Source organism: Cycloclasticus sp. P1 (assembly GCF_000299965.1).
Taxonomy (GTDB): Bacteria; Pseudomonadota; Gammaproteobacteria; order Methylococcales; family Cycloclasticaceae; genus Cycloclasticus; species Cycloclasticus pugetii.
The window spans coordinates 1,010,348-1,026,626 of record NC_018697.1; the positions used below are offsets into that span (position 1 = coordinate 1,010,348).

Genomic DNA, 16,279 nt, shown 5'->3' on the forward strand with positions numbered 1-16,279 from the left:
TGTGATGGCTTCATTTAGTAACAGTTTTTTGCTGACTTCCATGAAACTTACCCTCGTTGAGTATAAAATATCGCTTTTATTTTATCTGGTGATTTTAAATGACAGTCCGTACACGATTTGCTCCTAGCCCCACAGGTTACCTACATGTTGGTGGTGCAAGAACAGCCTTATTTTCATGGTTATATGCTAAAAAAACAAAAGGGCAGTTTGTATTAAGAATAGAAGACACCGACCGTGAACGGTCTACAGACGAATCGGTGCAAGCTATTTTTGATGGTATGAAGTGGCTTGGACTGTCCCACGATGAAGGGCCTTTTTTTCAAACAGAGCGATTTCCCCGTTATCAAGAAATTATTGAACAGCTATTAGAACAAGGTGATGCTTATCATTGTTATTGTTCTGCTGAAGAAGTAGAAGCAATGCGTGAGCAGCAGCGTGCTAATAAACAAAAACCACGTTATAACGGGAAGTGCCGACACCGTACAGAAGCTGTTGAAGGCGTGTCACCCGTGGTACGCTTTAAAAACCCAGAAACGGGTATGGTTGTTTTTGATGATTTGGTACGCGGCGAAATATCCATTGCTAATGACGAGTTAGATGATCTGGTTATTGCCCGATCAGATGGCACACCAACGTATAACTTAACCGTTGTGGTGGATGACTTAGATATGAATATGACGCATGTGATACGCGGCGATGATCATATCAACAATACACCTCGACAAATCAACATTATGAAAGCACTTGGTGCTCAGGAACCTCGATTTGCACATGTGCCGATGATTCTTGGCGACGATGGCGCACGATTATCCAAACGACATGGTGCGGTTAGTGTTATGCAATATCGCGATGACGGTTTTCTACCCGAGGCCTTATTGAATTATTTGGTTCGTTTAGGCTGGTCTCATGGTGACAAAGAGTTGTTTACACAAGCTGAAATGATTGAGCTATTTGATATTAAAGATGTCAATAGAACCGCCTCAACATTCAATACAGAGAAACTACTTTGGATTAATCAACAATACATTATAAATAGTGACCCTGAGCGGTTGGTTGAGCCATTAAGTGAACAATTAGTAGCGCAAGGTTGTGATGTGGATAAGGGACCATCTATTATAGAGCTTGTAAAAACACAGCAAGAGCGCGCTAAAACATTAAAAGAAATGGCCGAAAAAAGTCTTATGTTTTATAATAACTATGAGGCGTTTGATGAAAAAGCAGCTAAAAAGAATTTAAAGGCAGCTAGTTTAGAACCCTTAGAAATGATGTTAGCAACATTTGAAGCGTTAGATGACTGGTCTAAAGAAAAGCTGCATGAGGTGATTATAAAAACGGCTGAAACTTTGGATTTAAAACTTGGAAAAGTTGCGCAGCCATTACGTGTTGCATTATCAGGTACATCAGTTTCACCAGCATTAGATGCAACGCTTTTCTTGTTGGGTAAAGAAACCTGTATAAAAAACATCAAAAGAGGGATAGATTACATAAAAAATAGAATTCTTCTGCAAGAAGGCTAGACACTTAGTTAATCATTCAGTACAATTCGCGTCCTGCCAAGAGGGGCCATAGCTCAGCTGGGAGAGCGCAACACTGGCAGTGTTGAGGTCAGCGGTTCGATCCCGCTTGGCTCCACCATTTTTTTGGTGATAAAGTGATTTAGACGATTCACTTTTGTAGTAAATATAGACTTAGTCCCCATCGTCTAGAGGCCTAGGACACCGCCCTTTCACGGCGGTAACAGGGGTTCGAACCCCCTTGGGGACGCCATTTAAAAAACCGCTTACAGAAATGTAAGCGGTTTTTTTATGCGCGTAGATATTTCTCAGGTTTAAACAGGCTAGAGTGCTTTAGTAGAAAGATTTTAATAAGGCAGTATTTGTGAGAAACAACAATAAATGCTGAAAGGAGCAGACCTAAAAGGAGGGGTTAGTTTAAATTAAACTCAAGTTGATCAGCGGGCCCATTTTTTGCTTTTTTATCGTTCATACTTTGTAAACCACTGGCACTGATGCCGACTAATCGAACACCTTGTTGACCAGCGTCAGTGCGAGAGAGTAATTCTGTGAGTATGTTGGGTATTTCAGGTAATTGAATAAAAATTTTAGTACTGCTGTACGAACGAGTCACTGATTTAAAATTTGCGTATTTTATTTTTACGGTGATTGTTTTAGCCATGAACTGCTGAGCTGCTAAATTTTCGAAGACCTTTTGCGCTAATTGATTGAGTTTTTCAAGCAGTAAGGTTTTATCATAAACATCCGTTTTGAATGTTGTTTCTTTACCTAATGATTTTCTAATACGTGTGCTGCGTACAGGGCGATGGTCGATACCACGCGCGATTTGGAAAAAGTACTCGGCTGATTTACCAAAATGCTTAGTTAATTCGACAGAGCTTTTAGAGCGTAAATCACGGCCTGTTTTAATGCCTAATTTATTCATTTTTATCTCTGTGGCAGGGCCAACACCGTAAAAACTTCCAATAGGTAGGGTTGCTATAAACGCTTCGCCTTGCTCTGGTCTTATAACATACAGGCCATCAGGCTTATCCATATCAGAGGCTATTTTTGCCAAAAATTTATTGTATGAAACACCCGCTGATGCAATCAGCTGCGTTTCGGCTTTAATGTCATGTTTAATGGCTTCAGCGATCCGCGTTGCTGAGCCTTTATATTCGCTGCTATGGCTAACATCAAGATACGCTTCATCAAGTGATAAGGGTTCAACGTCTGTGGCATAACGCCAGAATATTTCATGGATTATTTTTGATACGGCTTTATAGGCATCAAATCTAGGCGGAATAAATATAGCTTGTGGACAAAGTCTGTAAGCGCGTGAGCAGGGCATGGCAGAATGAATACCAAATTGGCGTGCTTCGTAGCTACAAGCCGCTACCACACCACGACTATTTGGCTGGCCACCGACAATAACAGGTTTGCCTTGTAGTTCAGGCTGGTCACGCTGTTCAACGGAGGCAAAGAAGGCATCCATGTCGATATGGATAATTTTTCGTTGCAAAGGGGTCATTAACTCACATTATGCCGAGTTTTCTTTATTTTTAAGATAGGCAAGGCGCATTGTAATAAATAAGCCAGCAATAAAGATAGTGATGCCTGTTATAGAGCTGCGATTAAAGGGGCCCGGGAGTGGAGAAAGTGTCTAAAGAGAAAAAAATAATGGAAATTGTAACAGAGCCAATTTGTGACGGTGTCTGCAAAAATTTAATCTAGCTTGATGGTGCAGGTGAAATTAGTTTTATAATCGTCGGGCGCGTTATTATGTGGCTAATTATGTATCTGCGGTTTAAGTAAATAAGCGTAGGGCTTGTGTGGTTTATCTGTACGTTTATTATAGCTTTACTAATTTTTCAGCTATACATGATGGTGTCAACATGCTTTAGTGGCTGTGAACAGCTAGGCGGATTACGGATGGCTAGTTATGAGAAGTTTTGCTTGCATCTGCCATGCATAGCTCACTTTTCTGTTAGTATTTTTGGCGTCAGGTTATGTTGACCATTGAAAGCAAACCAATAATGAAAATTAAAATAGGAGAAAATAATGTCTATAGATGTAACGCTGGATATGCACGTGAGTGCAGACAATCGTGAAACGTTATTGAATACACTGGAAGCTATTTTGCCAGATACACGGTCCTTTAAAGGTTGTCAGAGTATTGTTGTAACTTGCAATGATGATGACCCTTTAAATATTGTGCTACTTGAAAAATGGGAAACACGTGCAGATCATGAAAGCTATGTTGCTTGGCGTGGAGAACGAGGAGATCTAAAAAAACTGGGTGCTCTGTTAACAGCGCCACCGGCTTCTAAGTTTCTTTCAGCCTTAGATATATAAGCGTTATTAAAAAATAATAGACTGGAGCTAAAGAAGCTTCAGATAAATAAAAATGATACCTTTTCTAGGTATTAATACTCGATAGGGGCTGACCTTCAGCCCCAAACTTTAATAATAATAAAAATTTATGCATATTTTATCCGTTGCTCTGATTGCTATTTTAGCCATCACTCTTAGTGCTTGTGGTGATGTATCGAATAGTCAACCATTAAATAAGCTCGTTGATGTAACTACTTTTTCATATCAACCGGCGACTCGTATTATGGATTACCCGGGTCGTGTTCAAGCTCGATATCAAACTGAGTTATCATTCCAGGTAGAAGGTCGTTTGATTGAGCGCCTAGTTGAAGTTGGTGATGTAGTGCAAAAAGGTGACCTTATTGCAGTGCTTGATGCAAAAGACTATGCGTTGAGCAATGAAAGCTATTCCAATAAGAAAAAGGCTGCTGAAGCAGATTTACAAAGAGCTCAGCGTGATTTGGCTCGGGCTAAAGAATTACGTCAAAAGAAGTTTATTGGGCAATCCGAGCTTGATAAAGCGATTAATATTGAACGAGCCGCTTATGCTGAATTAAACGTGATGAAAGCGGAATATGCTCAACGTGTGAATCAGCATGGGTATACGCAATTATTAGCCCCAGCAGACGGTGTTGTTATTTCACTTAGTAAAGAAGTCGGTGATGTGGTTAAAGCTGGCGCAGCCATTGCTATGTTTGCCTGGAAAGATGGTTGGGAATTTGTTACAGCGGTAGCAGAAAAAGAGATTAATCAATTATCAATTGGTCAGTCAGTCAGCGTTACACTTTGGGCCTATGACGATAAAGAATATGCTGCATCAGTTCGTGAAATTAGCCCTATTTCAACCATTAACGCCCCCTCGTATAGAGTAAAACTGAGTCTTAATGAGCAACCCAACGGGGTAAAACTGGGTATGACAGGGCATGCGTTATTTTCAATAAAAGAGGATCGTGTAGGCTTGTTGCCAACGTCTGCTATTGTTAAGAATGATGGTCAAATGATGGTCATGACCGTTGATTCAACGACAAAACAGGTTCGTGCTAAGCAGGTTACTCTGGGTCAATCACTAGCAGACCATGTGAGCATTGTTGATGGCTTAAAGGATGGCCAATGGGTGGTGATTGCTGGCGCTAATAAAATTGAAGAAGGTAATACGGTTAGAGTTTTAACCAATGAGTGATAAAGAGCGCATAAACCTCGCACGATGGGGAATAAAGCACTCACAGGTGCTGATCTATTTTATGGTTGTTATTTTGGTGGCCGGAACGTTTGCCTTTTTCAAGCTAGGGCAGCGTGATTTACCCGTTTTTGCAATTAAAACTATTGTGGTTAATGTGAAATGGCCCGGAGCGTCGGCAGAAGAAATGTCGCAATTCGTGACAGACCCCATTGAAACAAAATTACTAGAAGTGCCTTGGCTTCGCGAAGTAAGCTCGTTTAGTAAACCGGGTGAGGCGTGGTTAATCGTTAATATTGAAGATTTTATGCCAAATGCCGCGATAGAGATGAAGGATCGTGCGTATGACATACGAAAAAAAATCAATGATATTCAACATCGGTTGCCTGAAGGTGTTCAAGGTCCTTTTATTAATGATGAGTTTGGCGATATTTTTTCAATGGTGTACAGCTTCAATAGTGACGACTACTCATTTGCGGATTTGAAAGATTATGCTGAGAAAGCGCGAAATGCTTTGGTGCGTATTGAGTCAGTGGAAAAAGCTATTTTATACAGCGTACAAAATGAAAAAATATTTGTAGAGATGGATGATAAGCGTATGTCGGCGCTGGGTTTAGATCCTTTGCAAATTGGTATGTTGTTGCAACAACATAATAAGGTGCAAACCAGTGGCCGAATAGAAGGCAAGCAGTCCTATTATAGGCTTAGCCTTAATGATCGTTTTCAATCCATTGACGATATAAAAAAACTGCCTATTAAGCTACAGGATAATAGCGTTATATATCTTGAAAATATCGCCACTATTAGCCGAGGTTACGACGATCCGCCTGTATTCAGGATGCGTGTTAATGGTAACCCGTCTATTGGGCTAGGTATTACGATGCGTAAAGGCTATCAATTACTGACCTTGTCAGATGAGGTTAAGGCCACCATGGCAGAGTTTACAGAACAGTTACCCGCTGGTGTGGAGGTCGTTTTGGTGAGCGATCAGCCTAAATCTGTGCAAGCACAAATTAATCGGTTTTTGCTTAAATTATTAATAGCTGTTTTTATTGTATTGGTGGTTTGCTATTTCTCACTTGGGTTTCGTACCGGCTTTATCGTAGCGCTAGCCATTCCTGTGGTTTTGGGTTTGGTATTTGTCATGATGTCTATATTAGGAATCCCCCTTACCCGTACCTCTTTGGGTGCCTTAGTCATTGCACTTGGCTTGTTAGTAGATGATGCGATGATCGTGGTGGAATTAGTTCATGTAAAACTCGAGCAAGGTTGGGATAGGTTAAAAGCTGCTACCTATGCATATACTGCGACATCGAAACCGATGTTAAGTGGTACCTTAATTGCGGCCGTAGGCTTTTTACCAGTTTATATTGTCGATGCAGCACCGAATGAGATATTGGGTAATCTTTTTGTAGTGATTGGTGTGGCGTTAATTGCCTCTTGGATAGTGGCTGTTTTGTTAACCCCTTATTTGTCTTTTAAATTGCTAAAGGTTGAACACCAGGGTAAGCAGCATATACAAACGGCTAATGTCGACAATTCGGCTATGTATCAGAGTGATTTTTATAATCGGTTTCGCCGCTTAATCGCTTGGTGTATGTGTCATAACAAAACGGTACTAGGGGTCACGGCACTCTCATTCGTTTTGACCATATTTGGAATGCAGCATGTAAAAATGGAGTTTTTTCCAGGCAATGATCGCCCTGAGGCACTGGTCGATGTCTGGTTCCCAGAGGGGACTAGCTACCATCAAATGGAGCGTCAGATCGCCGATGTTGAACGGTTGCTAGACGCACAAGATAATATTGAAAATTACCTTACTTATATCGGCGGGGATTCTTTGCGTGTACAGAATGATATGTACATAGAGCAACCTAATGCGAACTACAGCAAAATTATTGTGATTGCAAAGAACCTAGAGGCACGTGCACAAATAAAAACCTTGTTAAGCGACTATTTTGCAACACATCAACCCAATGTGCGAACCCGTGTGTATAACCTTGTATATGGTTTACCGTTCAACTACCCCGTTCAATATTTAATCACTGGAAATGATGCTGAAAAATTGTCTGATATTTCTGAGCAATTAAAAGACATACTCAGAAATAATCCACAAACAAGAGATGTGCATGATAATCGCCGAGAAAAACGGGTGGTGGTAGATATTAAGCTTGACTTGCCCCGTGTGGCAGCTAGTGGGACTGATCCGGCTCAGTTGAGCAAAACACTCGGTGTTATGCTTAATGGCTTACCGGTGACTCAATATCGCGAGGGTAATGACCATATTGATGTTGTGCTTCGTAATGAATCGGAGAATCGTTATAACCTAGATCGAATTAATTATTTACAAGTGCCCTTAGGCAACGGCACAACCGTTGCGTTGTCTGAGCTGGCAGATATCAGTTTGAAATTTGAAGAAGGTGTTATCTGGCGCTATAACGGATATCGTTCGGTGATTGTGCAGTCATTATTGGAAGAGGGCGTGTTGAATTTTGATGTGGTTAAAGCGTTAAAACCACAGATAGATGAATTACGTGATTCATTACCTAGTGGTTATCGGGTTGAAGTGTTTGGAGAAGTGGATATCTCCAGAGAAGTTGATACACAATTAGCGAAAACAATGCCTTTTATGTTGATTGCGATACTTACCTTATTAATGTTTGAGCTAAATAGTATAAAAAAAATGTTCTTAGTTTTAATGACGGTACCATTAGGACTGATTGGTGTTGTCTTTATTTTATTAGTATTGGACTTGTCATTTGGTCTAGTAGCACGGCTTGGCTTACTGGCCTTGGTGGGTATTATTATTCGAAATTCGATTATTTTAATGGATCAAATTGATCAAGATTTAGCGGCGGGTTCATCACCTTGGAATGCGGTATTGGAGTCAACTGTACGACGTGCTCGGCCGATTATTTTGACAGCCTTGGCAGCTATTTTCGCGATGATACCGTTGATTACAGATTATTTTTGGGGTCCAATGGCGATCACTATGATGTCGGGACTGTTAGTTGCGACCTTGTTAACATTGCTGGTATTTCCAACGATGTACGTGGCGTTTTTTAAGGTTAAAAGTCAGTAAAGGATACTGGCTGAGCGCAAAAACTAATAACGATTATTCTGATCGCAGCGGTCTTAAAAGTATTGCTGTATTGAGGAAAGTTATAGGTTCTTGCACTTATAAACTGCTCTATATCAAGGTTGAAGTTCTTTTTTTTTATATTACTTGTATACTATTTCTTTTAGTTTAATAATTTTTGAAATGAAATTATCGAAAGGATTGGATAAGAAAAATAAAATATTTGATGTTGCGTTAACGCTATTTTCAAAATATGGCTTTAAGGCAGTTACTATGAGAGAGATAGCTGCTAAATCATCGACCAGTCTCGGTTCCTTATATATTCACTATAAATCAAAGGCAGAGTTATATGACATGGTTTTAGATAGTGCTTACCTTGAGCACGCTAAAGCATGGCGAGTAACCTCTGATCCTGATGAAACTTTAGAAAGTAAACTGTACCGATTTATAAATAACTTTTGCCACTTTATGAATGATAACGTTGAAGTGGCGAAGCTTTTTAAACGTGAACAACTGGATGCTGATCCTAAGCGTATTAAGAAGCTTGCAGAGAAGGTATTATCCGAAGAATATAATAATTTAAAAGAGCTAGTGATAGAGGCTAACCCTACATGTCATGCAGATGTCACGACGGTTTTGATTTTTGGTATGGCACTAAATTATTATGAAACGATGGAATTTAGAAAATACTTTCCTGGTTATGATGATTCCATCAATAGTCCAGATTTTATTGCAGAGCAAATATTTAATATGGCAATAGCGGGGCTTAAAAGTACGTAAGCGCCTAGTTATTCTTCAATATTTTTATGTGAATTGTTCTTAACAACTGTAAGCAAACTCGTTTAAATATCTAAATTATTTAAATTCCCAAGCTAATTCCAGACTTATTGCGTTGATAATTCCTACTAACGCATTCAGTGTATTGACTACCACGAGTGGTAATAACCTTTATTGTTTTAAGAAATTGATCAGTAAAATCTCATTAATAATCAGATCCATTTAAATGTAATGTGACTCTTAAAAGGGGATGGTTATTTATTTCCTAAGTTGTTGATTAATGATGAGTTAGATCGGTTTCAATTATTTCCCTGTGCACATTCCTTCTGTAAAGTACTTTTAAATATCTATGAACAAATGTTCATTTTGATGTTGAAGTTATAAAAACACGCTGATAATATTTATGTGAACAATTGTTCATATTGTTTTAAAAAAACATTTAATCCATAGAATATGGGGATGAACAAAAGTTCAAATAATTGTTGCGACGCAAAAAAACAGGTGGTAGGATTTAGTGAACAAGTGTTCATTTGAGCTAGAAATGAAAAGGTAGATGTTAAGTATTAAGACTAATTAATGAATGGTTAACGAAAAAAGTTTCAAAATTTTAACGTTAAACATTTAATTTATATCAGCAGAGGACGTATGAATTTAGATCAATTAACTCCATCCAGTTTGGGATATTTTGTTTTTAAATCCGATAAATTGGCGGAATGGAACACTTTTTTAAAGGACCTAGTTGGTCTGCAGCTTAGTGACAAAAGTAGTGACGATCAACTTGCTTTTCGTATGGATAAGCAAGAACAACGAATCATTATTGAAAAAGGGTCAGCAAATGATTTATCAGCAGTCGGTTGGGAATATGATAATGATCAATCGCTGAATGAAGTTGTTCTACATATAAAAGGAAAGGGTGTTGAGATTGTAAAAGCAGACCAGAAGTTTTGTGAAAGTAGGGGGATTAAGAAAGCCTATATATGCACAGACCCGGATGGGGTTGATCATGAACTATATTATGGCGCATCGATTATCCCGATGAATGACAGTTTTAAATCGGATGTTTTGGTTGGGCAATTTTTAGCTGATCGTTTTGGTGCTGGTCACTATGTTGCTAATGCTGAAAATGTTGAGATGAGTCTTAACTTTTATAGGAATGTATTGTGTATTCGATTAAGCGATTATATCACCGGTGAGGTTTTTCCTGGTGGGCCAGTATTAGAAGCTACTTTTTTACATACAAAAACTGGCAGACACCATTCTGTCGCCTGTGCAAGTATCCCAATACCTAAAAAGCTACATCATTTTATGATCGAGTATGAAAATATGAATGACGTTGGTCTCGCTTTTGATCGCTTTAAAAAGGCTGATACACCTTTTTTTATGGAGCTTGGTCATCACCCAAATGATCAAATGTTTTCTTTCTATGTTCAAACACCCGATGGTTTTGGTTTAGAAATTGGTTGGGGCGGAATAATCATTGAAGAAGATAACTGGGAAGTTAAGACGTATTCCCAATTAAGTGATTGGGGTCATGTTGAACCTAGATCAAATGACAACTAAAAATTTTTTCAAAAAATGAACGTCTGTTCATAAGTGTGTGAGTTTGGTAACAAATTTGTATTAAGTTCTTTGGAAAATAATGATGAGGGTGAATAAAGTGAATGAAAAAAATAAAGTAATTAATAGCTTGGATTGGAGTGACTCAACAAAAATTCCATTTGAAGTTTATACAGACGAAAGTATTTATAAGCTTGAACAAGAAAATATTTTTCGTGGTGAAACCTGGAGTTTCGTTGCGCTGGAATCTGAATTAGCAGAAGCATTTAGTTATAAGTCGACATTTGTAGGTGATGTGCCTGTTGTCGCAACCCGTGATGATAAAGATAACTTCTATGTATGGGTTAACCGCTGTTCTCATAGAGGTGCAGAAGTTTGTAGAGAACGACATGGGAAGTCTGAAGATGGCGTTTTTACTTGCGTTTACCACCAGTGGGCCTTTGATGCGTCAGGCGAGTGTGTTGGGGTTCCTTTTCGTAAAGGCCATGGTGGAAAAGGTGGTTTTCCTAAGGACTTTAAGCCGAGTGACCGACCTTTACAAAAGTTAAAAGTTGAAAGATTGGGTGGGCTTATTTTTGCAAGTTTTGCTGATCAAGGGCCAACATTAGAGGAATACCTAGGCCCTCAAATGCTCAAAATGATGTTGAGGGTGTTATGTAAGCCGATCGAATACCTCGGCGTGACTCGGCAATATGTTAATGCTAATTGGAAGCTATATACAGAGAACACTAAAGACCCTTATCACGCCAGTTTACTGCATCTTTTTCATGCCACGTTTGGTGTTTACCGATCTACGATGGGTGGTGGTGCTGAAATAGGTGGGCCGTTAAATATGCATAGCCTTCTTAGCGCCTATGTTATTGAAAATGAAGATAAATCTGAGTACGAAAAAGGTGATTTAAGAACCTATGATACAGGTGTTAAGTTAGCTGATACCTCTGTTTTAGAAGTTACACCAGAATTAGACCCAGTTTTTACCAATCATATCCAATCTATTTTCCCTTCAATGGTGTTACAGCAAATTCATAACACCTTGGCGGTACGTCAAATTATTCCTAAAGGTGTCGACGAATTTGAGTTGGTGTTCCATTTTTTTGGCTATGAAGATGATACCCCTGAATTAAGAGCTGAAAGAGTTAGGCAGATGAACTTAGTAGGCCCAGCGGGTTATATCTCTATGGAAGATGGTGAAGCCACTGAATTGGTTCAAAACGCCATTAAGGGTGATCCAAGTCATCATTCATTGATGGCAATGGGTGAAGACGGAGATGAAGGTACGTTGTTAACCGAGTCGATATTACGTGCCTATTGGAAAGGTTATCAGCAAATTATGGGTGTGACTCAGTAAAGGTTTATTAATAATTAAATATAAGGATAAAGAGATGAACGAAGCAGATTTTGAAACAAAATATATTGATGTTAACGGTGTTAAAACTTGTTATATAGAAGAAGGGCAAGGTGAGCCGGTCATTTTAATTCATGGTGGTGGAGCAGGTGCCAATAGCTACGGTAACTGGTTTGCAAGCCTGCCTCTTTTCGGTAAGAAGTTTAGAGCGATTGCCATCGATATGATTGGCTTTGGTAAATCTGAAGGCCCTGCTGTCATTGGAGCGGACTGCTCACAAAAAACCCGCTATGACCATTTAGCTGGCTTTATTAAAGCCATGGGGTTTGAAAAAGCAACATTGGTTGGAAACTCTATGGGTGGCGCAACGGCTATGGGTGTTGCCATTGAGTACCCAGAGCTTGTTGATAAATTGGTGTTGATGGGAAGTGCTGGTCTCAATACAGAAATCTCAGAAGCATTGATGCCGATCTTGAAATATGACTTCACTAAAGAAGGTATGGTGAAAATGGTTCAAGCGTTAACCAATGATGATTTTGTTATTACTGATGAGATGATCGATTACCGTTTTGCCAACTCTATAGACCCGAGTAATAAAGAAGCTTATGGCAATGTGATGGAGTGGATTAAATCTCAGGGAGGGCTTTTTTACGAGGATGAATACATTGCGAAAATCACCCAGAAAACATTAGTTGTAAATGGCAAAAATGATCTGGTTGTTCCCTTAACTCACGCGCACAAATTTTTAGAATTAATTAATGATTCATGGGGTTATATAGTCCCTCATTGTGGTCATTGGGCGATGATTGAGCATCCAGAAGATTTTGCATCAGCGGTTAGCCAATTTATTGAATCTCACTAATTCGAAGGAAAATTAGATGCCTAATATACCCTTAACCATAGAATTAAAAAGCGAAGTAGAACAACTGCTTAATAGCTATGTCCAGTGTATTGATGATGATGACCTTGAGCATTGGCCAGACTTTTTCACGGAAGATTGTTTGTACCAAATCATTCCTAGGGAAAACCATGAAATAGGCTTGCCAACAGCGGTGATCTGGTGCGATAGCCGTGGAATGTTAGCTGACCGTGTTACAGCTTTGCGTCATGCAAATGTATATCAAGTGCAGTGGTACCGTCACATTATTAGCAACCCAATGATCAGTACAGAAGACGGAGAGACCTTTCATGTGCAGTCTAATTATGCGGTCTTTAAAACATGTAACGACGGTGAAAGTAGCGTTTACAACGTGGGTCGTTATGTCGATGAAATAGTTCGTGATGAAGGGGTTCTTAAGTTTAAAAAGCGTTCTGCTATTTATGACACTCATCGAATTACGACTCTGATGGTTATCCCAATTTAACCCTAAGCATCACTTGTAATTTAAATTTAATTTAAAAGGAAAATGTTATGGATCAAAGTGAAAGAATTTTAGTCAACGAAGAGGTCGTGAAAAAGAACAAGTTATGGCCGAACTTTATTAAGGCCAAGCTGGGGTTTAGAAACCATTGGTACCCCGTCATGTTCGGTAAAGAAATAGAAGAGGGCAAGCCTGTTAAGGCGATGTTATGTGGTGAAAACCTATTACTCAACCGAATTGATGGAAAAGTTTATGCCATCAAAGATAGGTGTTTACACCGAGGTGTTGCCTTTTCTAAAAAGCCTGAGTGTTATACAAAAGAGACCATTACCTGTTGGTATCATGCTTGGACGTATCGATGGGACGATGGCTCGTTATGCGACATTATGACGGACCCTAAAAGCGATATGATTGGTAAGCATCGTCTTAAAACGTATACCGCGCAAGAAGCAAAAGGGCTTGTATTTATTTTTCTCGGCGATATTGAACCTACCCCTCTGATTAATGACGTACCACCTGGGTTTTTAGATGAAGGGCGTGCGATTAGAGGCATTAAACGAGAAGTTGGGTCAAACTGGAGAATCGCTGCTGAAAATGGTTTTGATTCAACACATGTTTTTATTCATAAAGACAGTAAGTTAATACCAAACAATGAGACCGTTATTCCATTAGGGTTTGCGACAGATCGTGAAGAAGAAGCAAAAGGCACCTTATGGGAAGTAGTTAATAACGAAGACGGACCTAAGGGTGTTTACGATAATATCGGCCAGCATGCGGTTCCCGTCGTTGAGGGTAAAGTAGATGGTGAAACAGTTCTTCGTCCGGTTATTGGTGGTGATAAACGCATAGCCAACCAAATCTCAATATGGATGCCAGGCGCCCTTAAAGTAGACCCCTTTCCAGACCCTTCATTGATTCAATTTGAATGGTATGTGCCAAGAGATGAAAACTCACATTGGTATATTCAAACGCTTGGTAAAGAAGTGGCTAATGAAGCTGAAGAGCAAGAGTTTGAAAAAGATTTTAATGAAAAGTGGGAAGACTGGGGGCTACGTGGCTTTAATGATGATGATATTTGGGCCCGTGAAGCGATGGAAGAGTTTTACAAGGATGACTGGGGTTGGATTAAAGAACAGTTATTTGAGCCAGATGGAAATATAGTCGCGTGGAGACAGTTAGCCAGTGAAGCAAATCGCGGTGTCCAAACACTAGAAGATTTATAACTGGGTGATCAAATGAGCACACTCAATAATGATGCTTTAGACGAACTGTTTGATAGGCGCCCCGACGACGGTATCTACAAGGTTAACCGACGTGTATATAACGACCCCGCTCTTTACGAGCGGGAGTTGGAGAGTATTTTTGAAGGGTCTTGGATATATGTCGCGCATGAAAGCCAACTACCGAATAAAGGGGACTTTGTTACAGTCACCATGGGGCGACAGCCTGTCATTATTAACCGCGACATGAATGGGCAAATTAATGGTTTCATCAATGCTTGCCCACATCGGGGCGCACGTTTATGTAGAACAGAACGGGGTAATACGAAAAGCTTTATATGCACCTATCATGGTTGGGCATTTGCTAGTGATGGTGAAGCAAAATGGATTCAGCGAGAAGAAGAGGGCTATCCCGAGCTGCTTGACCATAAGAATGACGTCGGCCTAAAACATGTTGAGAAAGTAGAAAGTTATCGTGGCTTTATCTTTGCAAGCCTATCTGCAGATGTTCCTACCTTAGATCAGCATTTATTGGGGGGTAAGGCTTATATCGATATGTTGGTTGACCAAGCGCCGAACGGGCTAGAAGTGTTAAAGGGCAGTTCGAGTTGTGTTTATAAGGGTAATTGGACACTGATGCTTGAAAATGGCGGTGGTGATGGATTACACCCGGATTACGCACACAGCTCGCTTTTAAAAGTAGCCGATCGAAAATTACAAAGAAGCACTGCAGTTCAGACCATGCAGGTATCAAAAATGTATGAGCAAGTTGGTGGGCAGTGGGCTTTTGGTAATGGCCATACTGGCATTTGGTTTAATTTTCCAAACCCTGAAGACAGACCGGCTTATAAGCATTTGGCTGAACTAAGTAAAGCGTACGGAGAAGACAGAGCTCATTGGATGACCGGTGTGTTTCGTAATCTATCTATCTACCCTAATTTACATTTGCTGGACCAAATGGCGACGCTTATTCGCACCTTTAGACCCTTAGATGTAAACCGTACAGAAATAACTTTTTTCTGCATAGCACCAGTCGGTGAGCCAGTTGAAGATAGAAAAAACCGCCTTCGCCAATTTGAAGAGTTTTTTGCCGGTAGCGGAATGGGTACCCCAGATGATAATGCTGAGTTTGAAGAATGTCAGTCAGGTTCTGAAGGGCGTAATTTAGCCACTAGTTATATTTCTTTTGGCCTACATTCACGCCACGAAGGTACCGATGAAGTTGCTAGTAACTTAGGTATTGAGCTGTCTCATAGTGGGATCATCGGCTATGAGGGTTGCACAATGACGCAATATGACCGTTGGATAGAGCTGATGACGAAGGAAGACAAATCATGAAAACACAAGTTGTAGATTTTGATACGTGGAACTTATTGTCCGGGGTTTTATATGAAGAAGCGGCTGCTTTAGATGAACAGCGTTGGGAAGATTGGTTGTCCTTGTATACAGATAATTGCGTTTATTGGGTGCAAGCTTGGGATAGTGAACATGAGTTGTCATGTAATCCTGAGAATGATGTATCGCTGATCTATATGGATAACAAATCCATGCTAGAAGACCGTAAATGGCGTTTTACCAGTGGTACATCACCTGCTTCAGTGCCACTACCAAGGACTAATCACCTCATCGGAAATGTACAGCTTGTTGAATTCAGTGGTGAAAAGGCCGTATTAAAAAGCCATTGGCAAGTTGCTTCGTATAGGTTCCGAGAGCTTACCCAAATAGCTGGGCGTAGTCGATATATGCTGACGTTAGACAATGGTCTATGGAAGATCGAACAACGGCAGACAGTTCTTGTGAATGATCAGGTCCAAACAACCTTGGATTTATACCATATATAGATGTTCAACAGAGGTGTTTAAGCATTGAAGTAGGTTTTGGTAACAAAAAGGTGAAA

Annotated in this window: 13 protein-coding genes and 2 tRNA genes; 14 read left to right on the plus strand and 1 reads right to left on the minus strand. The window is 39.9% G+C overall.

All coding sequences use genetic code 11. From position 1 onward, the window contains the following. Positions 1–98: 98 nt before the first annotated feature. From gltX to Q91_RS04860, 3 genes are all read left to right on the plus strand, one after another. Entirely contained in the window at positions 99–1,517 is a 1,419-nt protein-coding gene (gene gltX / locus Q91_RS04850) for a glutamate--tRNA ligase (protein ID WP_015005767.1), read from the plus strand. Positions 1,518–1,559: 42 nt separating this feature from the next. Beyond that, positions 1,560–1,635, plus strand: a tRNA-Ala gene (locus Q91_RS04855). Positions 1,636–1,691: 56 nt separating this feature from the next. After that, positions 1,692–1,767, plus strand: a tRNA-Glu gene (locus Q91_RS04860). A 159-nt stretch (positions 1,768–1,926) separates the two neighbouring features. Here Q91_RS04860 and dinB read toward each other — a convergent pair. Beyond that, the gene (dinB, locus tag Q91_RS04865) at positions 1,927–3,024 is read right to left on the minus strand and encodes a DNA polymerase IV (protein ID WP_015005768.1); all 1,098 of its coding nucleotides are present in this window, start codon (positions 3,022–3,024) and stop codon (positions 1,927–1,929) included. A 530-nt stretch (positions 3,025–3,554) separates the two neighbouring features. Between dinB and Q91_RS04870 the strand changes: the two genes are divergently transcribed. The 11 genes from Q91_RS04870 (at position 3,555) to Q91_RS04920 (ending at position 16,223) form a co-directional block, all read left to right on the plus strand. Next, positions 3,555–3,848, plus strand: coding sequence for a putative quinol monooxygenase (locus Q91_RS04870; protein WP_015005769.1), 294 nt, complete (start codon positions 3,555–3,557; stop codon positions 3,846–3,848). A gap of 127 nt (positions 3,849–3,975) precedes the next feature. Beyond that, positions 3,976–5,046 (plus strand): efflux RND transporter periplasmic adaptor subunit, encoded by a 1,071-nt coding sequence (locus Q91_RS04875; protein WP_015005770.1) that lies wholly within the window; start codon positions 3,976–3,978, stop codon positions 5,044–5,046. After that, positions 5,039–8,125: an efflux RND transporter permease subunit gene (locus Q91_RS04880; RefSeq protein ID WP_041230501.1), complete on the plus strand. Its 3,087-nt coding sequence runs from the start codon at positions 5,039–5,041 to the stop codon at positions 8,123–8,125. The genes Q91_RS04875 and Q91_RS04880 overlap by 8 nt, the downstream gene beginning before the upstream one ends. Before the next feature lie 180 nt (positions 8,126–8,305). After that, entirely contained in the window at positions 8,306–8,902 is a 597-nt protein-coding gene (locus Q91_RS04885) for a TetR/AcrR family transcriptional regulator (RefSeq protein WP_015005772.1), read from the plus strand. 642 nt (positions 8,903–9,544) lie between these two features. Beyond that, positions 9,545–10,459, plus strand: coding sequence for a VOC family protein (locus tag Q91_RS04890; protein ID WP_015005773.1), 915 nt, complete (start codon positions 9,545–9,547; stop codon positions 10,457–10,459). 97 nt (positions 10,460–10,556) lie between these two features. Continuing rightward, positions 10,557–11,804: a Rieske 2Fe-2S domain-containing protein gene (locus Q91_RS04895; RefSeq protein ID WP_232228588.1), complete on the plus strand. Its 1,248-nt coding sequence runs from the start codon at positions 10,557–10,559 to the stop codon at positions 11,802–11,804. A gap of 34 nt (positions 11,805–11,838) precedes the next feature. Further along, entirely contained in the window at positions 11,839–12,663 is an 825-nt protein-coding gene (locus Q91_RS04900; protein WP_015005775.1) for an alpha/beta fold hydrolase, read from the plus strand. 16 nt (positions 12,664–12,679) lie between these two features. Further along, a complete protein-coding gene (locus Q91_RS04905) occupies positions 12,680–13,165 on the plus strand; it encodes an aromatic-ring-hydroxylating dioxygenase subunit beta (RefSeq protein WP_015005776.1) in 486 nt (161 codons plus the stop codon). Positions 13,166–13,212: 47 nt separating this feature from the next. Next, positions 13,213–14,385, plus strand: a complete 1,173-nt coding sequence (locus Q91_RS04910) for a Rieske 2Fe-2S domain-containing protein (RefSeq protein ID WP_015005777.1) — start codon at positions 13,213–13,215, stop codon at positions 14,383–14,385. Positions 14,386–14,397: 12 nt separating this feature from the next. Next, entirely contained in the window at positions 14,398–15,720 is a 1,323-nt protein-coding gene (locus Q91_RS04915; protein ID WP_015005778.1) for an aromatic ring-hydroxylating dioxygenase subunit alpha, read from the plus strand. Continuing rightward, entirely contained in the window at positions 15,717–16,223 is a 507-nt protein-coding gene (locus Q91_RS04920; RefSeq protein ID WP_015005779.1) for an aromatic-ring-hydroxylating dioxygenase subunit beta, read from the plus strand. The genes Q91_RS04915 and Q91_RS04920 overlap by 4 nt, the downstream gene beginning before the upstream one ends. Positions 16,224–16,279 lie beyond the last annotated feature (56 nt).